This window comes from Pseudomonas sp. C7.1 (assembly GCF_056312395.1).
The window spans coordinates 904,964-926,828 of sequence record NZ_JBWDTL010000003.1 but is presented as its reverse complement, the minus strand read 5'-3'; the positions used below and the strand labels follow the sequence as shown (position 1 = coordinate 926,828).

Annotated in this window: 20 protein-coding genes; 7 read left to right on the top strand and 13 right to left on the bottom strand. The window is 60.1% G+C overall.

Annotation, left to right across the window (positions count from 1 at the left end):
- Positions 1-6 precede the first annotated feature (6 nt).
- The 5 genes from nqrE to AC0T4W_RS07595 are packed head-to-tail and all read right to left on the bottom strand — an operon-like array spanning position 7 to position 4,619.
- Positions 7-615 carry an NADH:ubiquinone reductase (Na(+)-transporting) subunit E gene (gene nqrE / locus AC0T4W_RS07615; RefSeq protein WP_090387314.1) on the bottom strand — a complete coding sequence of 203 codons (609 nt, stop codon included), beginning with the start codon at positions 613-615 and terminating at the stop codon, positions 7-9.
- Positions 615-1,289, bottom strand: a complete 675-nt coding sequence (locus tag AC0T4W_RS07610) for an NADH:ubiquinone reductase (Na(+)-transporting) subunit D (protein ID WP_325510026.1) — start codon at positions 1,287-1,289, stop codon at positions 615-617. The genes nqrE and AC0T4W_RS07610 overlap by 1 nt, the downstream gene beginning before the upstream one ends.
- The gene (locus AC0T4W_RS07605; protein ID WP_476318192.1) at positions 1,286-2,074 is read right to left on the bottom strand and encodes a Na(+)-translocating NADH-quinone reductase subunit C; all 789 of its coding nucleotides are present in this window, start codon (positions 2,072-2,074) and stop codon (positions 1,286-1,288) included. The genes AC0T4W_RS07610 and AC0T4W_RS07605 overlap by 4 nt, the downstream gene beginning before the upstream one ends.
- Complete coding sequence (locus AC0T4W_RS07600) at positions 2,067-3,278, bottom strand: NADH:ubiquinone reductase (Na(+)-transporting) subunit B (protein WP_476318190.1); 1,212 nt, start codon at positions 3,276-3,278, stop codon at positions 2,067-2,069. The genes AC0T4W_RS07605 and AC0T4W_RS07600 overlap by 8 nt, the downstream gene beginning before the upstream one ends.
- Positions 3,279-3,281: 3 nt before the next feature.
- A complete protein-coding gene (locus AC0T4W_RS07595; protein ID WP_476318188.1) occupies positions 3,282-4,619 on the bottom strand; it encodes a Na(+)-translocating NADH-quinone reductase subunit A in 1,338 nt (445 codons plus the stop codon).
- Positions 4,620-4,890: 271 nt separating this feature from the next.
- On the opposite strand from AC0T4W_RS07595, the gene AC0T4W_RS07590 reads away from it, so the two are divergent.
- Entirely contained in the window at positions 4,891-5,451 is a 561-nt protein-coding gene (locus tag AC0T4W_RS07590; protein WP_476318185.1) for a chalcone isomerase family protein, read from the top strand.
- Between the two features lie 63 nt (positions 5,452-5,514).
- Here AC0T4W_RS07590 and AC0T4W_RS07585 read toward each other — a convergent pair whose 3' ends face one another.
- Positions 5,515-6,981 carry a glyceraldehyde-3-phosphate dehydrogenase gene (locus tag AC0T4W_RS07585; protein ID WP_476318182.1) on the bottom strand — a complete coding sequence of 489 codons (1,467 nt, stop codon included), beginning with the start codon at positions 6,979-6,981 and terminating at the stop codon, positions 5,515-5,517.
- Positions 6,982-7,112: 131 nt separating this feature from the next.
- On the opposite strand from AC0T4W_RS07585, the gene mfd reads away from it, so the two are divergent.
- Positions 7,113-10,550: a transcription-repair coupling factor gene (mfd, locus tag AC0T4W_RS07580; RefSeq protein ID WP_476318179.1), complete on the top strand. Its 3,438-nt coding sequence runs from the start codon at positions 7,113-7,115 to the stop codon at positions 10,548-10,550.
- 11 nt (positions 10,551-10,561) lie between these two features.
- Positions 10,562-11,101, top strand: a complete 540-nt coding sequence (locus tag AC0T4W_RS07575) for a CsiV family protein (protein WP_476318176.1) — start codon at positions 10,562-10,564, stop codon at positions 11,099-11,101.
- Between the two features lie 62 nt (positions 11,102-11,163).
- Here AC0T4W_RS07575 and AC0T4W_RS07570 read toward each other — a convergent pair whose 3' ends face one another.
- The 4 genes from AC0T4W_RS07570 to AC0T4W_RS07555 are packed head-to-tail and all read right to left on the bottom strand — an operon-like array spanning position 11,164 to position 14,210.
- Complete coding sequence (locus tag AC0T4W_RS07570) at positions 11,164-11,901, bottom strand: S-methyl-5'-thioinosine phosphorylase (RefSeq protein WP_476318173.1); 738 nt, start codon at positions 11,899-11,901, stop codon at positions 11,164-11,166.
- A 9-nt stretch (positions 11,902-11,910) separates the two neighbouring features.
- Entirely contained in the window at positions 11,911-12,909 is a 999-nt protein-coding gene (gene nagZ / locus AC0T4W_RS07565) for a beta-N-acetylhexosaminidase (RefSeq protein ID WP_476318170.1), read from the bottom strand.
- A gap of 21 nt (positions 12,910-12,930) precedes the next feature.
- A complete protein-coding gene (locus AC0T4W_RS07560; protein ID WP_476318167.1) occupies positions 12,931-13,455 on the bottom strand; it encodes a L,D-transpeptidase family protein in 525 nt (174 codons plus the stop codon).
- Positions 13,456-13,502: 47 nt separating this feature from the next.
- Positions 13,503-14,210 (bottom strand): TetR/AcrR family transcriptional regulator, encoded by a 708-nt coding sequence (locus tag AC0T4W_RS07555; RefSeq protein WP_476318164.1) that lies wholly within the window; start codon positions 14,208-14,210, stop codon positions 13,503-13,505.
- 330 nt (positions 14,211-14,540) lie between these two features.
- On the opposite strand from AC0T4W_RS07555, the gene istA reads away from it, so the two are divergent.
- From istA to sulA, 4 genes are all read left to right on the top strand, one after another.
- A complete protein-coding gene (gene istA / locus AC0T4W_RS07550; protein ID WP_476318161.1) occupies positions 14,541-16,061 on the top strand; it encodes an IS21 family transposase in 1,521 nt (506 codons plus the stop codon).
- 16 nt (positions 16,062-16,077) lie between these two features.
- On the top strand, positions 16,078-16,833 hold the full coding sequence (gene istB / locus AC0T4W_RS07545; protein WP_476314780.1) for an IS21-like element helper ATPase IstB: 756 nt from the start codon (positions 16,078-16,080) through the stop codon (positions 16,831-16,833).
- 256 nt (positions 16,834-17,089) lie between these two features.
- The gene (lexA, locus tag AC0T4W_RS07540) at positions 17,090-17,701 is read left to right on the top strand and encodes a transcriptional repressor LexA (RefSeq protein ID WP_476318158.1); all 612 of its coding nucleotides are present in this window, start codon (positions 17,090-17,092) and stop codon (positions 17,699-17,701) included.
- 10 nt (positions 17,702-17,711) lie between these two features.
- On the top strand, positions 17,712-18,188 hold the full coding sequence (gene sulA / locus AC0T4W_RS07535) for an SOS-induced cell division inhibitor SulA (protein ID WP_476318155.1): 477 nt from the start codon (positions 17,712-17,714) through the stop codon (positions 18,186-18,188).
- Positions 18,189-18,299: 111 nt separating this feature from the next.
- Here sulA and AC0T4W_RS07530 read toward each other — a convergent pair whose 3' ends face one another.
- The 3 genes from AC0T4W_RS07530 to topA form a co-directional block, all read right to left on the bottom strand.
- Positions 18,300-18,533 carry a hypothetical protein gene (locus AC0T4W_RS07530; RefSeq protein WP_476318152.1) on the bottom strand — a complete coding sequence of 78 codons (234 nt, stop codon included), beginning with the start codon at positions 18,531-18,533 and terminating at the stop codon, positions 18,300-18,302.
- Positions 18,534-18,611: 78 nt separating this feature from the next.
- Positions 18,612-19,130, bottom strand: coding sequence for a DUF6586 family protein (locus tag AC0T4W_RS07525; RefSeq protein WP_476318149.1), 519 nt, complete (start codon positions 19,128-19,130; stop codon positions 18,612-18,614).
- An 82-nt stretch (positions 19,131-19,212) separates the two neighbouring features.
- The gene (topA, locus tag AC0T4W_RS07520) at positions 19,213-21,822 is read right to left on the bottom strand and encodes a type I DNA topoisomerase (protein ID WP_476318146.1); all 2,610 of its coding nucleotides are present in this window, start codon (positions 21,820-21,822) and stop codon (positions 19,213-19,215) included.
- Positions 21,823-21,865 lie beyond the last annotated feature (43 nt).

Genomic DNA, 21,865 nt, shown 5'->3' with positions numbered 1-21,865 from the left:
CCTTCCTTACAACTGCACGCCGGAGAAGGACATGAAGCCCAGAGACATCAAGCCGATGGTGATAAAGGTGATACCCAGGCCCTGCAGACCTTCAGGTACATCGCTGTACTTAAGTTTCTCGCGAATACCCGCCAGAGCGGCAATCGCCAGTGCCCAGGAAACACCGGCACCGACGCCGTAAACAGTGCTTTCGGCCAGGTTGTAGTCACGCTCGACCATAAACAGCGAGCCACCCATGATGGCGCAGTTGACGGTGATCAACGGCAGGAACACGCCGAGGGCGTTGTACAACGAGGGCACGTACTTATCCAGGGTCATCTCGAGGATCTGTACGATCGCCGCGATCACGCCGATAAAGGTCAGCAGGCCGAGAAAGCTCAGGTCGACCTGCGGGTAGCCGGCCCAGGCAAGTGCACCGTCCTTGAGCAGGTTGGTGTAGATCAGGTTGTTCACCGGCATGGTGATACCCAGTACCACCACTACGGCGATACCAAGACCAATGGCGGTTTCGACCTTTTTCGAGATGGCAATAAAGGTACACATGCCAAGGAAGAACGCCAGGGCCATGTTCTCAACAAACACCGCACGGACGAAGAGGCTGATGTAGTGCTCCATTAGTAGGCCTCCTTATTGGATACCTGAGGCGCCATCTTGAAGCTCGGCTTCTCGACCTGGTCTTTCTTCCAGACGCGGATACCCCAGATAAACAGACCGATCAGGAAGAACGCCGAAGGTGGCAGCAACAACATGCCATTAGGCTGGTACCAGCCACCGTCGTTGATCACCGGAATGATCTCGTAACCCATCAATTTGCCGGCACCGAACAGCTCACGAATGATGCCCAGGGCAATCAACATGGCGCTGTAGCCCAGACCGTTACCAATACCGTCGAAGAACGACAGCACCGGCGGATTCTGCATGGCAAAGGCTTCAGCGCGGCCCATCACGATACAGTTGGTGATGATCAAGCCAACGAACACCGACAACTGCTTGGACAGGCTGAAGGCATAGGCCTTGAGCACCTGATCGACCACGATTACCAGAGAGGCAATGATCACCATCTGCACTATCATGCGGATCGAGCCCGGGATCTGGCTACGGATCATCGAGATAAACAGGTTAGAAAACCCGGTTACCAGGGTCAGCGCGGCGGACATCACCAGCGCTGTTTTCAGGTTCGAGGTTACCGCCAGGGCGGAACAGATACCGAGGATCTGCAACCCGATGGGGTTGTTGTTGAAAATCGGATTAAGCAGGACTTCTTTAATAGTCGGCTGCGACATGATCAAGCCTCCCCTGCGCGCAGGTTCGCGATAAACGGACCGAAGCCATTCTGGCCAAGCCAGAACTTCAGCAGATTGTCCACCCCATTGCTGGTCAGCGTAGCGCCTGCCAGGCCATCAACCTGATGCACGGCCTTGGGGCTCTGTGCATCGACACCACCCTTGACGATCTGCACGGCCAGTTTGCCGTCCTCATCGAACAGGGTTTTGCCTGGCCACTGGCCCTTCCACTTCGGATTGTCGACTTCGCCGCCCAGGCCCGGCGTTTCGCCGTGCTGGTAGAAGCCCATGCCAACCACGGTATTCAGATCGCCCTTGACTGCGATAAAGCCATGCAGGGTCGACCACAGACCGTAACCGCGTACCGGCAGAATCAGGGTTTCGACCTGACCATCTTTCTCCACCACATAAACAGTGCTGAAGCGCTCCTGACGCTTGATCCCGGCAATGTCCTCGCTGCCCTTGAGCACCGAAGACATTTTTGGGTCCTTGGAGGCCTTTACCGGATCAAAGGTGACCGGGTTATGGGCATCGGAGAACTTGCCCGTTTCCAGATCCACCAGCTTGGCGCTGATGGTGCCTTTGAACATGGCCTTAACTTGGGCACTGGACATGCTGGCATCGCCCAGACCGGCAATCGCCAGAATGCTGCGCTGCTTGTCCAGCAGACGGTTGTCCACCTGGGTCGGCTTTAGCGCCACGGCTGCACCGGCAACAAACACCGAGCACACCAGGCAAACCAACAGGGCCACCACCAAGGTGCGGACGGTGGATTCTTTTTGACTAGACATTGCGTGCCAGCCTCCGCTTGATATTGGCTTGAACGACAAAGTGGTCGATCAGCGGTGCGAACAGGTTGGCGAACAGAATCGCCAGCATCATGCCTTCCGGGAATGCAGGGTTGACCACACGGATCAACACCACCATGACGCCGATCAAGGCACCGAAAATCCACTTGCCGGTATTGGTCATGGACGACGACACGGGGTCGGTCGCCATAAAGAACATACCGAAAGCAAAACCGCCCACCACCAGGTGCCAGTACCAGGGCATGGCAAACATCGGGTTGGTGGTCGAACCGAGGGCGTTGAACAGCAAGCTCAGGCCAATCATGCCCAACATCACGCCAGCAACGATGCGCCAGGCGGCAATCTTGGTGATCAAGAGCACCAGGCCGCCGATGGCGATGGCCAGCGTGCTGGTTTCACCCATCGAGCCGTGAATGGTGCCCACAAAGGCGTCCATCCAGGTGATGCCATTGCTCAGCACATTGTCGATGCCGCCGGCAGCCGCCAGGCTCAACGAAGTGGCGCCAGCAAAGCCATCCACCGCAGTCCAGACTGCATCACCGGACATCTGCGCCGGATAGGCGAAGAACAGAAAGGCACGACCGGTCAGCGCTGGGTTGAGGAAGTTTTTGCCAGTACCGCCAAACACTTCCTTGCCAATCACTACGCCGAAGCTGATACCCAGCGCGACCTGCCACAGCGGAATGCTCGGCGGCAGAATCAGGGCGAACAGTACGGAGGTGACGAAGAAACCTTCGTTGACTTCATGCTTGCGGATCGACGCGAACAGCACTTCCCAAAAGCCACCGACGATAAAGGCCGTCGCATACACCGGCAGGAAGTACGCCGCGCCCTGGATAAAGTTATCCCACAAGCTGCCTGGGTCGAACCCGGCCAGCGAGCCGATCAGCGCGAAGCGCCAGCCCTCCTGAGCGGCCAGCAGTTCAGGGCTGTTCGCGAAGATCAGGTTGGCCTGATAACCGGTGTTCCACATCCCGAAAAACATCACCGGGAAGGTACACAGCCACACGGTGATCATCATGCGCTTGAGGTCGATGCCGTCACGCACGTGGGCGGTGGTCTTGGTTACGCTGCCGGGACGGTAGAAGAAGGTATCGACGGCCTCATAGAGGGCGTACCACTTCTCGTACCTGCCGCCTTTTTCGAAGTTGTGCTCGACTTTATCGAGGAATGCACGAATACCCATGATTTAACCCTCCTTCTCAATACGGGCGAGGTTATCGCGCAGGATCGGGCCGTACTCATACTTGCCGGCACACACATAGGTGCACAGCGCCAGGTCTTCTTCATCAAGTTCCAGACAGCCCAGTTTCTGAGCCATCTCGGTGTCACCGACGATCAGGTAGCGCAGCAGTTGGGTTGGCAGAATATCCAGCGGCATCACCGCTTCGTAGTTACCCACCGGCACCATGGCGCGCGGGCTACCATTGGTGGTGGTGGAGAAGGCGAACTTCTTCGCAGCGTTGAGCTTGGACACAAAGATGTTCATCACCGAGTGCTTGTTAACCCCGGCACGCAGGTAATGCATCAGCTCACGCTCATGGCCTTCAACCAGACAGGACACCTGCAGGTGATAACGACCGAGGAAGGCGAAAGCGCCCTGCGCGGTACGCCCCCCCAGCACCGAACCAGAAATAACCCGGTTAAAACCTGGCTGCAGTTGGCCTGCAGTCAGTTCACTGAGGCTGGCGCCCAGGCGGGTGCGCAGCAGACGCGGCTGCTCAACCACAGGGCCGGCCAGCGCGATAACGCGCTCAGTCCAGAGCTGCCCGGTGGTGAACAGTTTGCCGACGGCAATCACGTCCTGATAATTGATCGACCAGACGCTCTTAGTAACGCTGACCGGATCAAGGAAGTGGATGTGCGTACCCGGCAAGCCTGCAGGGTGTGGGCCGGCGAAGGCTTCGGTGTGCACCTTGCTCAGCTCTTCGCCAGGTAAGTTGGTACCCTCGGCCTTGCAAAGGAACACCTTGCCCAGATTGCTCAGTACCTGCAGACCGTTAGTAAAGTCGGCGGCGTACTCGGCAATCACCACAGCCGGATCAGCTGCCAGCGGGTGGGTATCAATAGCTGTAACAAAAATCGAGCTCGGCTGCGCATCAGCAGCCGGCACCTTGCTGAACGGGCGGGCGCGAAATGCGGTCCACAGGCCCGACTGCAGCAGCACTTCACGCACTTTGGCATCGCCTACAGTCGCCAACTGGTCGACTGATACCTGATCAAAGGTGATTTGCTCATCACCCTCAACATCGATTACCACCGATTGCAGCACTCGCTTCTCACCGCGATGGATGGCGCTGATTACGCCTGCGGCTGGAGCGGTGTATTGCACGCCTGGCGACTTCTTGTCCGAGAACAGCACCTGGCCAAGCTTGACCCGGTCACCGACCTGAACCTCCATCGAAGGCTTCATACCGTGATAATCGAAGCCTATGACGGCAACACTACGCACCGGCCTTGCAGCCTCAATGCGCTGCGTCGGCACGCCTGTTATGGGCAAATCAAGCCCATGTTTGATTTTGATCATAGGTTTGCCTAACCACTGATTTATAAGCTTTTTTAGAATACGGACGACACCAACGCAGAAAAATGCGGCGCAACGCCAAAAACAAGTCAGGCGCTGGGCAGGATGTCGGTCGCGGGAAAAAATCTGCCCGATTATAAGTCGCGCCGTCGGCCACTGGCCACCCAAGCGCTTGCTTTTATCCGGTTTAACGTAACAGAAGGCAACAGATGGCGACTTGACTACAAAGCCGCCGCGCGCGACACAAGACTAATAGACCCACTGGAGCCTTACCATGCGCCTGCTACTCGCACTTACCACCCTATTGCTGCTGAGCGGCGAGTTATTCGCCAACAATCGCGAACGCCTGCAAGAAGCCAACTTCGCCGCCACTCATGAGATCGAACAGAACAGCCTGGAACGCAAGAACCAGAGCGTGTTGACCTACCTGTGGGTCGATGTCTACGCCGCCGCCTTCTATGCCCCCAGCGAAGCCAGCGCCAGCCAGGCGGTCGCCAAGCCACTCACGCAACGCCTGGAGCTCTATTACTTTCGCGACATCGATAGCCAAGACGTGATCAAGGCAGCCTGGGTCACCCTCGAACGCCAACACGACGCCGCCACACTGCAGCGCCTGCGCCCCGAGTTAGACGCCCTGCATGCCACTTTCAGGGATATTCGCCCCGGCGACCGCTACGCCCTGAACCTCAACCAGCACAGCGGCCTGACCCTGGAAGTGAATGGCAAAGTCGCCTACACCAGCCAGGATCAAGCCCTGGCCAAGGCCTACCTGGGCATCTGGCTGTCGCCCAACGGCCTTTCGGATGAGTTGCGTACTAGTCTGCTGGCCGACTAGCCCCAGCAATTTCAGACAACAAAAACGGGAGCCGAAGCTCCCGTTTTTATGTGCTGCGTGCGCTTAGCGCGGGAAGGCTGGCGGGTTGACCCCGGCCATGTCTTCCATCACGCGCACCACCTGGCAGCTGTAACCAAACTCGTTGTCGTACCACACGTACAGCACAACGCGGTTGTCATTGCAGATGGTGGCTTCAGCATCGACGACACCAGCGTGACGCGAGCCCACGAAGTCGGTGGAGACTACTTCCTGGGAGCTGACGAAGTCGATCTGCTTCTGCAGGTCCGAGTGCATGGCCATCTGGCGCAGGTATTCGTTGACTTCTTCACGGGTGGTGGCTTTCTCAAGGTTGAGGTTGAGAATGGCCATCGACACGTTCGGCGTCGGGACGCGAATGGCATTGCCGGTCAGCTTGCCTTTCAGCACGGGCAGCGCCTTGGCAGCAGCAGTGGCGGCACCGGTCTCGGTGATCACCATATTCAGCGGTGCGCTGCGGCCACGGCGGTCGCCCTTGTGGAAGTTGTCGATCAGGTTCTGGTCGTTGGTGTACGAGTGAACGGTTTCAACGTGACCATTAACGATGCCGTACTGATCATTGATCGCCTTGAGCACCGGCACGATGGCGTTGGTGGTGCAGGAAGCGGCCGAGATGATCTTGTCGTCAGCAGTTATCTCACTGTGGTTGATGCCGTGCACGATGTTCTTCAGTGCGCCCTTGCCAGGTGCGGTGAGCACAACGCGGTCGACGCCCGGGCACGCCAGATGCTGACCGAGGCCCTCGGCGTCACGCCAAACACCGGTGTTGTCCACCAGCAGCGCGTTCTTGATGCCGTACTGGGTGTAATCCACCTCGGCCGGCGACTTGGCGTAGATCACCTGAATCAGGTTGCCGTTGGCGGTCAGGGTGCTGTTTTCTTCGTCGATGGTGATAGTGCCATCGAACTTACCGTGTACCGAGTCGCGGCGCAGCAGGCTGGCGCGCTTGACCAGGTCATTGCTCGCGCCTTTGCGCACGACGATGGCGCGCAGACGAAGGCCGTCGCCACCACCGGTTTTTTCGATCAGGATGCGCGCCAGCAGACGACCGATACGACCGAAGCCGTACAGCACCACGTCGGTGCCTTCGCGGGCTTCGCTGTTCTGCTTGCCAGCCACTTCAACCAGCTCGTCTTTAGTGAACTGCTCGATGCTGCGGCCCTGGCCCTCAGCCTTGAACTTGCTGACCATCTTGCCCAGGTCAACCGAAGCGGCGCCCAGCTTGAGCTCGCTCATGGCCTTGAGCACCAGGAAGGTATCGTGCACCGACAGCTCGCTGTCGCCGGTCAGGCGGTGACGGGCGAAGCGGTGGGCCTTGAGAATGTCGATCACCGAACGGTTGATCAAACCACGGCCGTAGATCGAGGTGACCACGTTGTTGTTACGGTAGAGTTGGCCAATCATCGGAATCATCGCTTCCGCAAGGGCTTCTCGATCGATCCACTCACCGAGACACTGGTCGGGCTTCTGAGTCACGGGCTGTACCTTCCACATGTAGGGGCTGAAAAAAGGGGCTACATTATGACGGCGCAAGCAAGCATGAGCAATGCACGACTGTCGTAACTGACACCGCCTATAAACGCCCGCTACAATCGCCGACCTTGTGCCATGACCGTGAGCCGCCCGTGCCTGTACTGCGTCTACCGTCCCTGCCGGCCACTGCCGGCAAACAACACTGGGGCAACCTGCCCGGTGCCGCGCTGAGCCTGGCGATTGCCGAAGCCGCCAGCAATGCCAAACGTTTCACCCTGCTGCTGACAGAAGGCAGCGAGAGTGCCGAGCGCCTGCAAGAGGAGCTGAGTTTTTTCGCTCCGGATTTGCCGGTGCTGCATTTCCCTGACTGGGAAACCCTGCCCTACGACCTGTTCTCGCCGCACCAGGACATCATTTCTCAGCGTATCGCCGCGCTGTATCGCCTGCCTGAGCTGAAGCACGGCGTATTGGTAGTCCCGATCACCACCGCCTTACACCGCCTGGCGCCCAAGCGTTTTCTGCTCGGCAGCAGCCTGGTCATGCAGGTCGGCCAGCAACTGGACGTCAACCAGATGCGCGGCAACCTGGAAGCCGCCGGCTATCGCTGCGTGGATACGGTGTACGAGCATGGCGAGTTCGCCGTACGCGGCGCACTGATCGACTTGTTCCCGATGGGCAGCAGCCTGCCCTACCGCATCGACCTGTTCGATGATGAAATCGAAACCCTGCGCACCTTCGACCCGGAAACCCAGCGCTCGATCGACAAGGTCGACTCGGTCAAGCTGCTGCCGGCGCGCGAATTCCCACTGGAAAAGAAAGCCGTTACCGATTTTCGCGGACGCTTTCGCGAGCGCTTCGACGTGGATTTTCGCCGCTGCCCGATCTATCAAGATCTGAGCACCGGCATTACCCCGGCCGGCATCGAGTACTACCTGCCGCTGTTCTTCGAAGAAACCGCCACCCTCTTCGACTATTTACCCGCCGACACCCAGGTGTTTTCCCTGCCAGGCATCGAGAAAGCCGCCGAGCATTTCTGGGTGGATGCGCGCAGCCGCTATGAAGACCGCCGCGTTGACCCGGAACGCCCGCTGCTGCCGCCGGCCGATATCTTCCTACCGGTGGAAGACTGCTTCGCCCGCCTGAAAAACTGGCCGCGCGTGGTGGTGAGCCAGGACGATATCGAAGAAGGCGTCGGCCGCCTGCGTTTCAACGCCAAGCCGCTTCCCGACCTGGCGATCCAGGCCAAGGCCGGCGAGCCGCTGGCGGCGCTGCGCCGCTTTATCGAGGAATACCCCGGACGCGTGCTGTTCTGCGCCGAGTCCGCCGGGCGACGCGAAGTGCTGCTGGAATTGCTCGCGCGCCTCAAACTCAAGCCCAACGAATTCGAGAGCTGGCCAGCCTTCACCGCCAGCAAACAACGCTTAGGCATCTGCATCGCGCCACTGGATGACGGCCTGCTGCTCGAAGACCTGGCTCTGGTGGCGGAAAGCCCGCTGTTCGGCCAGCGCGTTATGCAGCGCCGACGCCGGGAGAAATCCCGCGACGGCGGCGACAACGTCATCAAGAACCTCACCGAGCTGCGCGAAGGCGCGCCGGTGGTGCATATCGATCACGGTGTAGGCCGTTACCTGGGCCTGGTGACCATGGAGTTCGACGGCCAAGCCGCCGAATTTCTCGCCCTGATGTACGCCGAAGAAGCCAAGCTGTATGTGCCGGTGGCCAGCCTGCACCTGATCGCCCGCTACACCGGCAGCGACGACGCCCTCGCCCCACTGCACCGCTTGGGCTCGGAAATCTGGCAGAAGGCCAAGCGCAAGGCCGCCGAGCAGGTGCGCGATGTCGCCGCCGAACTGCTCGACATCTATGCCCGCCGCGCCGCACGCGAAGGCTATGCCTTTGCCGACCCGAAGGCCGATTACGCCACCTTCAGCGCCGGCTTCCCCTTCGAAGAAACCCCGGACCAGCAAGCCGCCATCGAAGCCGTGCATGACGACATGCTCGCGCCCAAGCCGATGGACCGCCTGGTCTGCGGCGATGTTGGCTTCGGCAAAACCGAAGTGGCGATGCGCGCCGCCTTTATCGCCGTGCATGGCGGCAAGCAAGTCGCGGTACTGGTGCCGACCACCTTGCTCGCCCAGCAGCACTACAACAGCTTCCGCGACCGCTTTGCCGATTGGCCGGTAAAAGTCGAGGTCATGAGCCGCTTCAAGTCGGCCCGCGAAGTCAGCGACGCCGTGCAGCAATTGGCCGAAGGAAAGGTCGACATTGTTATCGGCACGCACAAGTTGCTGCAGGAGGACGTCAAGTTCAGCAACCTGGGCCTGGTGATCATCGATGAAGAGCACCGTTTCGGCGTACGCCAGAAGGAACAGCTGAAAACCCTGCGCAGCGAAGTCGACATCCTCACCCTCACCGCCACGCCAATCCCGCGCACGTTGAATATGGCCGTGGCTGGCATGCGTGACTTGTCGATCATCGCCACGCCGCCAGCGCGCCGTCTGTCAGTGCGCACCTTCGTCATGGAACAGAACAACCCGACCATCAAGGAAGCGCTATTGCGCGAATTGCTGCGCGGCGGCCAGGTGTACTACCTGCACAACGATGTGAAAACCATCGAGAAATGCGCCGCCGACCTGGCCGAACTGGTGCCCGAAGCGCGCATAGGCATCGGCCACGGACAGATGCGCGAGCGCGAGCTGGAACAGGTGATGGGTGACTTCTATCACAAGCGCTTCAACGTGCTGATCGCCTCGACCATTATCGAAACCGGTATCGACGTACCCAGCGCCAACACCATCATCATCGAACGCGCCGACAAGTTCGGCCTGGCTCAGCTGCACCAGTTGCGCGGCCGCGTCGGTCGCAGCCACCACCAGGCTTACGCCTACCTGCTGACGCCACCACGCAAGCAGATGACCGACGACGCGCAGAAACGCCTGGAAGCCATCTCCGGCGCCCAAGACCTCGGCGCAGGATTCCTCTTGGCCACCCATGACCTGGAAATTCGCGGCGCCGGCGAACTGCTCGGCGACGGCCAGAGCGGGCAAATTCAGGCGGTGGGCTTCACCCTCTATATGGAAATGCTCGAACGTGCGGTGAAATCCATCCGTAAAGGCGAGCAGCCCAATCTCGACCAACCCCTGGGCGGCGGCCCGGAGATCAACCTGCGTGTGCCGGCGCTGATCCCCGAGGATTACCTGCCCGACGTGCATGCGCGGCTGATCCTCTACAAACGCATCGCCAACGCCGCCGACGAAGATGGCCTGAAAGAGCTGCAAGTGGAGATGATCGACCGCTTCGGCCTGCTGCCGGATGCAAGCAAGAACCTGATACGCATCACCCTGATGAAATTGCAGGCGGAAAAGCTCGGGATCAAAAAGGTCGATGCCGGCCCACAAGGCGGGCGTATCGAGTTTACTGCTGACACCTGCGTAGATCCGCTGACCCTGATCAAGCTGATCCAGGGCGCGCCAAACCGTTACAAATTCGAAGGCGCGACGATGTTTAAAATCCAGGTGCCCATGGAGCGCCCGGAAGAACGCTTCAATACCTTAGAGGCGCTGTTCGAGCGCCTGACTCCCTCTACCTAAAGGACTGACCCATGCGCGCATTCCGCAACCTGGCTCTACTGCCGCTAATCCTGCTGGGCCTGCTCAGCAGCACTGCCGCCCTGGCTGATCGCCTGTACCAGGTTGAAGTCATCGTATTCCGCCAGGCCGCCACGCCAATTTCCGCCGGCCAGCTGCCGCCCGACAACTGGGCACAGAACGCACTGCCGGTGGATGGCAGCAACAGCCGCAGCACCGCACTGAATGCCGAAGCCGGCAAACTCAGCCCTTCCAGCGGTTATCAGGTATTGCTGCACAAGGCCTGGTCGCAGAGCCTGGGCGAGTCGAACAGCAGCGTCGCCATCAGCACTGGCAATGAGCAGTTCGGCCACTACCCCGTCGAAGGCACCCTCAGCCTCAAGGCCGGCCGTGTGATCGAGCTGGACAGCGACATCTGGGTCAACCAGATCGACGCCAGCGGCATCATCACGGACAGCGAACGCATCAAGCAGAACAGCCGCCTGAAAAGCGGCGAGCTGACCTTTGTCGATAATGGCAGCCTCGGCATGCTGATTCGCGTCAGCCCACTCTAAAAACACAGACACAAAAAAAGGCCGCGTAATGCGGCCCTTTTTTTGTTGCTGCACTGCCCCACTCAGCTAGCCAGCACCCGCGCCAATACGGCCTTAACCGTGCCCATGCCTTCTTCCAAAGCGCGTTCGATTTCCGCCATGGTGATCAGCGCGCGGGACTTGCCTGCAGCCGGGTTTACCACCAGCGCCAGGCAGGCGTAGGGCAAGGCCAGCTCACGGGCCAACACTGCCTCCGGCATACCGGTCATGCCGACGATGTCGCAACCATCGCGCTCCATCCGTGCGATTTCGGCGGCGGTTTCCAGACGTGGCCCCTGGGTGCAGCCATAAACCCCATGATTGCTGAATGCACAGTGTTCGGCAGCCAGGGCATTGACCAGCTTGGTGCGCAGCCCGGCGTCATAGGGATGGCTGAAATCCACATGGGTGACATGCTCCAGCTCACCCTCGAAATAGGTGTGCTCACGCCCGTAGGTGTAATCGATAATCTGGTGCGGCAAGCAGAAGTGCCCGGTGCCCATGGCCGCGTGAATTCCGCCCACCGCGTTCACGGCGATAATCGCTTTGGCGCCCGCCTCACGCAGCGCCCAGAGGTTGGCGCGGTAGTTGACCTGATGCGGTGGAATGCGATGCGGATGCCCGTGACGCGCGAGAAACAACACCTCACGGCCGGCATAATCACCTTTGAGTACCGCAGCCGAGGGAGCGCCATAGGGCGTATCGATATGCAGTGCCGCCTTAATGGTCAGGCCGTCCAGCTTGGTCAGACCGGTACCACCAATAATCGCGTAAACCGTCATCCCTTACTCCTAGTCGATTAATTGCGCATCGCGCAGGCTGCCAAGTGCTGCCAGCCAGCGCGGGCTCTGTCGATACTCAATACCGGGGAAGGCTTGCCGACGCATGCGCGCCAGCCCTTGCGGCGGTTCAACCTTGAGACGCTGCAAGGCGCTCAAGGCCAGCTCAGCCGCTGCCCGGTCATTACACACCAGGCCCATGTCACAACCCGCAGCCAGCGCCGCTTCGATGCGGCAGGCCGCATCGCCGACCACATGGGCGCCGGCCATGGACAGATCGTCGCTGAAAATCACCCCATCAAAGGCCAGCTCGCCGCGCAGGATGTCCTGCAACCAGCGCCGGGAAAAACCCGCAGGCTGGCTGTCAACCTGAGGGTAGATCACATGTGCGGGCATCACCGCAGCCAACTGTCGACTCAATTGAGCAAAGGGCTGTAAATCGACTGCGCGAATCTGCTCCAGACTGCGCTCATCCACCGGGATGGCCACATGAGAATCTGCCTCAGCCCAGCCATGACCGGGGAAATGCTTGCCCGTGGCGGCCATACCCGCAGCGTTCATCCCACGGATAAACACGCCGGCCAGTAAAGTGGCGCGCGGCGCATCACTTTCAAAAGAACGGCTGCCAACCACCGCGCTGCGCTGATGATCGAGATCCAGCACTGGGGCAAAACTCAGGTCCAAACCAGCAGCCAACACTTCGGTGGCCATGACCCAGCCGCACTGCTCGGCCAGATGCTCGGCATTGGCGTTATCGGCCAACGCACGCATCGCCGGCAAGCGCACAAAGCCCTGGCGCAAACGTTGCACCCGCCCGCCTTCCTGATCCACCGCCAGCAGCAAGTCCGGCCGAACCGCGCGAATCGCAGCAGACAGCTCGCGCACTTGGCGCGGATCTTCGATATTGCGCGCGAACAGAATCAAACCAGCCACCTGAGGTTGACGCAGGATCTGACGATCCTCCGCTGTCAACCAGGTACCGGCGATATCCAGCATCAATGAACCTTGCATGGGTGCACTCACAACTCGTCCTTAAATAAGAGGCGCAACCGCCCACTCGGGGCAGGCCGCTTCGTCAATCTGTACCGCACAGTGAACCGGGACGCGCGCAAAGAGTTCCAGCAGATCGCTGTTGCGCAGGCGCACACAGCCATGCGACAGCGCCACGCCCATGGGCTCGCTGTCCGGCGTACCGTGTAGGTAGATATAGCGGCGAAAGGTATCGACTGCACCCAGACGGTTGCGTCCAGGCTCACACCCACTCAGCCAGAGAATGCGCGTAAGAATCCAGTCACGCCCAGGAAATTGCGCATGCAACTCGCTCGACCAGACCTCGCCGGTCCAGCGCCGTCCACGCAGCACGGCAGCATTTGGCAAACCCTCGCCAATCTTCGCCCGCACCTTGTGCAAACCACGCGGCGTACAGCCGGAACCATTGCGCTCACCAGCGCCATTCAGCGCGGTGGAAATACTCAGGCGCATCTGCAGCTGCCCGTTGGCAAAGCCATACAGGCACTGATCGGCGAGGGAAATATGCAGAAAATCGAGAGTAACCATGGGCGGCTAGCTTAGCGGATAGCATCCACCAAGCCCACCCGCCGAGATCAAACTTTGCTGGGGACAGCGGGGGTTTTGCTGCGCGGTTTGAGCTGGGCGCTGGCCAGGTCTTCATCGGTCAAACCGGTTTCAGAACGCATGCCTGCAGCCAAAAATGGCACCATCAGGCGCATCACCTGCTCAATCGAGGTGTTCACCCCGAAATCGGTTTCCGACATCGCTCGGAGGGCCTTGATCCCAGACATGCTGAACGCTGCGGCGCCCAGCATAAAGTGCACGCGCCAGAACAGCTCCAGCGGTGGGATACGCGGTGCGGCTTCGTGTACCAATTGCATATAGCGGCGGAACACCTTGCCGTATACCTCTTCTAGGTACTTACGCAGGTGACCCTGGCTCTGGCTGAAGGCCAGCCCCAGCAGACGCATAAAGATGGAAAGATCGTTGCCACTACGCGGCTTTACTGCCAGTGCCTGCTCGACCAACAACTCAAGCAGCTCTTCGAGGCTGACCTTGGTTTCCGACTTGGCCTGACGACGATCCAATTCACGCTCAAGGCTTACGCAAAAAGGCCCGAGAAAACGCGAGAATACCGCCTGAATCAAGGCCTTCTTCGAGCCGAAGTGATAATTCACCGCAGCCAGGTTCACCCCTGCTTTGCTGGTGATCAAACGCAGAGAGGTTTCTGCGAAACCTTTCTCCGCAAAAAGCTGCTCTGCCGCATCGAGAATGCGTTCAACGGTTTCCGACTGGGCCATGACTCTTTTCATCTGAACAAACACTTGTTTTAAACATACGTTTCAGCCGCCCGCCTTGTCAAGCCGGGCAAACCATCTTATGGCCGGGTGGTCACAGACACCCGCTAAAGGTAGAGGCCAACCCTTGCTGCGGATTCCGCGCTGACTCGGACACCCATTCCACGCACATCCGGACAGTGATTCCACGCTGATCCGGACACCCATTCCACGAGCATCCGGACACTGATTCCACAGCCATCCGGACACTTTCTGGCAGGCAGCTACGCAGGATTTATTCACTACCATTGGCCTCTTTTTCGAAGCAGAGAGGTCGTCGTGGAGCGTTTATCCATGCGTAAAATCCGTGAAGTGTTGCGCCTCAAGTTCGATTGCGGGCTGTCTGTCCGTAAGATCTCCCGCAGTCTGGGCATAGGTCACAGCAGTGCCGGTGATTACCTTTGCCGATTCACGGCCTGCGGCCTCTCCTGGCCGCTCCCTGCTGAGTTGTCCGACGCAGAGCTGGAGCGGCGCCTGTTCCCGCCACCGCCGGAGATCCCCTCTGAGCAACGACCAACTCCCGACTGGGCCTGGGTGCATGCCGAGCTGCGCCGACCAGGCGTGACCCTGGCGCTGCTCTGGCAGGAGTATCGGCTGGGCCAGCCACAGGGCTTCCAGTACAGCTGGTTCTGCGAGCACTACCGGGCCTGGGCCGGCAAGGTCGATGTGGTGATGCGCCAGGAGCACCGCGTCGGCGAAAAGCTGTTCGTCGACTACGCAGGTCAGACGATGCCGGTGATCGACCGTCACAGCGGCGAGATCCGCCAGGCGCAGGTATTCGTCGCGGTACTCGGTGCCTCCAGCTACACCTTCGCCGAGGCCACCTGGTCGCAGCAGTTGCCGGACTGGCTGGGCTCCCATGCCCGTTGCTTCGCCTTCCTCGGCGGGGTGCCGGAGATCGTGGTGCCGGACAACCTGCGCAGTGCGGTGAGCAAGGCCCATCGCTACGAACCGGACATCAACCCCAGCTACCGCGACTTGGCCGAGCACTATGGCGTGGCGGTGGTGCCGGCGCGGGCGCGTAAGCCCCGCGACAAGGCCAAGGCCGAGGTCGGCGTGCAGGTGGTCGAGCGCTGGATCCTCGCCGCCTTGCGCCATCGCCAGTTCTTCTCCCTGGACGAGCTCAACACGGCCATCGCCGTGCTGCTGGAGCGGCTCAACCAACGGCCGTTCAAGAAGCTGCCGGGCTCCCGGCAGTCGGCCTTCGCCAGCCTGGATCGCCCGGCTCTGCGCCCGTTGCCGGAGCAGCCCTACGTCTATGCCGAGTGGAAGAAGGCGCGGGTGCACATCGACTACCACGTCGAGGTCGATGGGCATTACTACTCGGTGCCCTACCAGCTGGTGAAGAAGCAGCTGGAGGTGCGCCTGACGGCCCGCACCGTGGAGTGCTTCCACGCCAACCAGCGGGTGGCCAGCCACGTACGCTCCCTGCACAAAGGCCGGCACAGCACGCAGACCGAGCACATGCCCAAGAGCCATCGCGAGCATGCCGAGTGGACGCCTCAACGGCTTATCCGCTGGGCCGAGCAGACCGGCCCGAACACCGCCGGCGTAATCAGCCACATCCTCGAACGGCGCGTGCATCCGCAGCATGGCTACCGCGCTTGCCTGGGCATCCTGCGCCTGGGCAAGCACCACGGCGAAGAACGGCTGGAAGCCGCCTGCCAGCGCGCCCTAAGCCTCGGTGCCTGTAGCTACAAAAGCCTCGAATCGATTCTGCGCCAAGGCCTGGAAAACCTGCCGCTGGCTCAACAGAACCTACCCCTACTACCGGACGACCACGCCAACCTGCGCGGCCCCGGCTACTACCACTGAACAAAGGAATCCCACCATGCTGCCTCACCCGACCCTGGACAAGCTGCAAACCCTGCGCCTGCACGGCATGCTCAAAGCCCTCGCCGAGCAACTGAAAACACCCGACATCGACAGCCTGAGCTTCGAAGAACGCCTCGGCCTGTTGGTCGATCGCGAGCTGACCGAGCGCGACGACAAGCGCCTGAGCAACCGCCTACGCCAGGCCCGGCTCAAGCACAACGCCTGCCTCGAAGACATCGACTACCGCGCCCCGCGCGGGCTGGACAAGGCGCTGATCCTGCAACTGCGCAGCGGCCAGTGGCTGCGCGACGGCCTCAACCTGATCATCGGCGGCCCCACCGGCGTCGGCAAAACCTGGCTGGCCTGCGCCCTGGCCCACCAGGCCTGCCGGGACGGCTGCAGCGTGCGCTATCTGCGCCTGCCACGGCTGCTGGAAGAACTGGGCCTGGCACATGGCGACGGCCGCTTCGTCAAGCTGATGAGCAGCTACGCCAAGACCGACCTGCTGATCCTCGATGACTGGGGCCTGGCACCGTTCACCACCGAACAGCGCCGCGACATGCTGGAGCTGCTGGACGACCGCTACGGCCAACGCTCAACCATCGTGACCAGTCAGATGCCGGTGGACAACTGGCACGAACTGATCGGCGATCCGACCCTGGCCGACGCCATCCTCGACCGCCTGGTGCACAACGCCTACCGGATCAACCTGAAGGGAGAGTCGATGCGCAGGCGGGCGAAGAAATTGACGACGCCGGGCACCTCAGACTAACAATGCATATCCTGCGTCGCTGCGCTCCGACTGCCTGTCCGGATGACCGTGGAACAGGTGTCCGGATCAGCGTGGGCTGAGTGTCCGAATGGCGTGGAATCCGCACCCTTGCTAGACGCCCCGTGAACAGCCTGAGTAACAGTGCGCTGCAACAGACGATATGAAGGACAATTGAGCAGAGATCAGAACACAAGGATTGCCAAGCGCCGATCACTGTATATAATCCCAGTCACTGTACAAAAAAACAGAGCCGACCATGTTAAAACTGACGCCGCGCCAAGCTGAAATTCTCGCCTTCATCAAGCAATGCCTTGAAGACAACGGCTACCCGCCTACCCGAGCGGAAATTGCCTTGAAACTGGGTTTTAAATCACCCAACGCAGCGGAAGAGCACCTTAAAGCCCTGGCCCGAAAAGGTGCAATTGAAATGACCCCGGGGGCTTCGCGCGGTATTCGCATCCCAGGCTTCGAACCCAATGCCGAGGAAGACGAGGGCTTGCCGGTGATTGGCCGCGTTGCCGCAGGCGCGCCGATTCTGGCACAGCAACATATCGAAGAGTCCTGCAAGATCAATCCAGATTTCTTCCACCCCAAGGCCGACTACCTGCTGCGCGTACGCGGCATGAGCATGAAAGACATCGGCATTTTCGATGGCGATCTGCTGGCCGTACACACCACCCGAGAAGCTCGTAACGGTCAGGTGGTAGTAGCGCGCCTGGACGATGAAGTGACCGTCAAGCGATTCAAGCGTGAAGGCAACAAGGTCTGGCTGATTGCCGAGAACCCAGAGTTCGCGCCAATCGAAGTAAACCTGGAAGAACAGGATCTGATTATTGAAGGTTTGAGCGTCGGCGTTATCCGCCGCTAGTGGAGGATCTATGCAGTTCCCGCATTCAGTGAACCGTACACAACTGCCTTTGTTCGATGCGTTCCTGGCATCGACGGTGACGCCATTACTTGCCGACAGCGCTGAGCTGCCCTGGCAGGATGATGAGACAGAGGCGTTCAGTGAACTGTCGCTGCGTGGTGCAGCAGGGCACTGCCTGAATCTTCTAGCGCCAGTTCTGCGTGAGCTTAGCGATAACCTCGACGAACGTTGGCTGACCCTGATCGCCCCGCCCTCAAGCCTGACCCAAGCCTGGCTACGCGAGGCCGGCCTCAACCGTGAACGCATCCTGCTGCTGCACCCACGCGGCGCACAAAGCGCGCTGGAATTGGCGCAACAAGCTTTGACGCTGGGCCGCAGTCATACCGTAGTCAGCTGGCTGCATCCACTTGAACGCCAGGCGCGACAACAACTTGAGCAAGCGGCCCGTCAGGGCAAGGCGCAAAGCCTGAATATAAGCCTGGGGTAGTTGGCCAGACGTCACGCACAATAAATGTGCGTGTCAGCCAGTGAACCTTAATGCAAGAAACGGCTAAGGCGAGCAGAACGCTCTAGCTCAGAGCCCTAAAGAACTCTGCACTCAATGCAGAACCCGTGGCTCCTCTTCATTCTGAAAGTTGTTTTCCGCCAAACGCCCCGCCATCTGCACTCCGACATTGAGCATGGCCTTGGCTACCTCGACATGCTGCCCCTGCAGAAAGGCTTTGGCATCGGCAGAGAAATCCAGCACCACCAGTGATTCTTCATCCTCTGCGCGACGCAGGGCAATGCGTCCGTCGGGCAATTCAACAATTTCCAGGAATGATGTAGGCATTGGCTTAGCTCTCCACGAAAGGCCGACAGTGTAACAGCCGACCCGGACTCGCCCTAGTCCGCCGGTCCAATCAGCCCCTTACCACTCGCTCAGGGTTTGCCGAAAGCGCTGCGCCAGAGCCTTCAGCTGCTGACGCCAGGCCTCAAGCGTCTCCTGCGCCAAGGGCACGACTTGCTCATCTAGACTGACCGCTGTGATCAGCGGCGTAGCGGGATCGAGCTTGGCCTTCTTGCCGGCCTGCGGCGGCTGAAACAGCTCGGCATAGGCTTTGAGCAGTTGCGCGACCCAGCTATCGGACGCCTGCGCCAACTCGACCAACTCACCCAGTTCCTGGCTTGGCGCCGCCTGCAACACGTCTTCAGTGAGGAAGCGCTCGGCACGCGGCGCGGCGCTGTCCGGCAAACGGTAATAACCGGCAATCTCATGACATAGGCCCAGCAAGGCACCGTACAGGTGAAATAACGCCGCCTCACGCTCAGCCTGGATCAAAGCCAAGGCATTCATGCTCTGGCCCTGTTCAGCTTTGCGCCAGGACTCCAGCGCCAGGCCGGCATAGAAAATTTTCTGATTGGTGCGGGTATAGAGTTCATTGGCCATTGCGGCGCCCTCCATAACGGATTGGATAAGCATACGCGCGCCAGCCAGCGGCGGGCGCGCGTTGTGCTCAATCAGCGGTTGATCAACTCTTGTCTTCGACTTTCCACTTGCCGCCATCAAAGAACGCACGCCAGCCGGTCGGCTTGCCGTCGACTTCGGTCTGCACGTACTGCTCCTTGGTCTTGCGGCTGTAGCGGATTACCGCAGCACGGCCTTGCGGGTCTTTCTTCGGCGCGTCGCAGAGGAAGTGGTACTTGGGATCGATCTCATCCTTGTGCGGGATCAGTTCCAACACCAGCGGTGCGCGGGTTTCGCGGTTTTTCGGGAACTGGCTGGCCGCCAGGAACAGACCGGAAGCGCCATCGCGCAAGATGTAGGTGTCGTTGACCTTCTCGCACTTGAGCTCCGGCATCTTCACCGGGTCCATTTTCGGCGGCGCCGCCTCACCGCTTTTCAGCAGCTTGCGGGTGTTCTTGCATTCGCTATTGGTACAGCCAAAGAACTTGCCGAAACGACCGGTTTTCAGCTGCATCTGGCTGCCGCACTTGTCGCACTCCAGGCTCGGGCCTTCATAGCCCTTGATGCGGTACTGGCCCTGCTCCACCTCATAACCCGCGCAATCGGGGTTATTACCGCAGATATGCAACTTGCGGGTTTCATCGAGCAGGTAGGCATCCATCGCGGTCGAGCAGATCGGGCAGCGGTGCTTGCCGAGCAGCACGCGTGACTCCGACTCACCCTCGTCGTCCGCAGCAATTTCATCGCCCGGCACCAGGTTGACGGTGGCCTTGCAGCGCTCTTTGGGCGGCAGTGCATAGCCGGAGCAACCAAGGAATACCCCCGTTGATGCGGTACGAATGGTCATCGGCCGGCCGCAATCGCGGCAGGCGATATTAGTAAGCGTAGGCTGGTTGGCACGCATGCCGCCCTCGCCTGCTTCAGCCACTTCGAGCTTTTTCTTGAAGTCGCCGTAGAACTCATCGAGCACATGCTTCCACTCGCGCTCGCCCTGGGCTACATCATCCAGATGCTCTTCCATGCCGGCGGTAAAGCCATAGTCCATCAGGTTGGCGAAGCTTTCGGACAAACGCTCAGTGACGATGTCACCCATCTTCTCCGAGTAGAAACGGCGGTTGTGCAATGCCACGTAGCCACGGTCCTGGATGGTGCCGATGATCGCGGCATAGGTCGACGGGCGACCGATACCGCGCTTTTCCATCTCCTTGACCAGGCTGGCTTCCGAGTAACGCGCCGGCGGCTTGGTGAAGTGCTGGCTGGGGTCGAGTTTGACCAGTTTGAGCACTTCGCCCTGATTCATTTCCGGCAGTACATCGTCATCGCCCGGCTTACTCAGCTGCGGCAATGCGCGGGTATAGCCGTCAAATTTGAGGATACGGCCCTTGGCGCGCAGCTCGAACTGCGCTGCTGTGACGGTCACGGTGGTCGACAGGTATTCGGCCGGCGGCATCTGGCAGGCTACAAACTGGCGCCAGATCAGCTCATACAGGCGCTCGGCGTCACGCTCCATGCCCGACAGCTGGGTCGGCTTGAGGTTGACGTCGGAAGGACGAATCGCTTCGTGAGCCTCCTGGGCCCCTTCCTTGCTGCTGTAGGCAATCGGGTTGGCGGGCAGGTACTTCTTGCCGAACTCGCCTTCGATAAAGTCCCGCACCATGCTCACAGCATCGGCCGAGAGGTTGGTCGAGTCGGTACGCATATAGGTGATGTAGCCGGCCTCATACAGACGCTGGGCCATCATCATGGTCTTCTTCACCCCGAAGCCCAGGCGGTTGCTCGCGGCCTGCTGCAGTGTGGAAGTGATAAACGGCGCCGAAGGCTTGCTGCTGGTCGGTTTGTCTTCGCGCTTGCTGATGCTGTAGCTGGAGGCTTTCAGCGTCGCCAGGGCCGCCATGGCCTGGGCCTCATTCAGCGGCTTGAAGGCTGCGCCGTTCTCACGAGCCACTTCAAAGCGCACATTGGCACCTTTGGCGGTGCCCAGATCGGCGTGCACTTCCCAGTATTCTTCGGGAACAAACGCGCGGATTTCTTTCTCGCGCTCGACCACCAGCTTCACCGCCACCGACTGCACACGGCCGGCGGACAGGCCGCGAGCGATCTTGGCCCACAGCAGGGGCGAAACCATATAGCCCACAACGCGGTCGAGGAAGCGCCGCGCCTGCTGGGCGTTGACTCGATTGATATCCAGCTCACCCGGCTTGGAAAACGCTTCCTGGATGGCTTTCTTGGTGATTTCGTTGAACACCACGCGCTTGTAGCGGCTGTCGTCACCACCGATGGATTCGCGCAGGTGCCAGGCAATGGCTTCCCCCTCGCGGTCCAAGTCGGTTGCGAGGTAGATGGTGTCAGCATCCTTGGCCAAACGGCGCAATTCCTCGACGACCTTCTCTTTGCCTGGAAGGATCTCGTACTTGGCTTTCCAGCCGTGTTCGGGATCAACCCCCATACGCGCAAACAGCTGACGCTTGGCTTTTTCCTTGGGCGACAGCGCCGGTACTTCACCTGCAGCGGCTTTGCCACGCTTGACCGGCTCTTTGGCGGTACTCGCCGAACCACTGGTGGGTAGGTCACGGATGTGGCCGATGCTCGACTTCACCACGTACTCGTTACCCAAGTACTTGTTGATGGTCTTGGCCTTGGCCGGGGATTCCACGATGACCAGCGATTTGCCCATGGATTGGAAAATTCCTGAAATTCGATAAATAAATGCGGGAGGC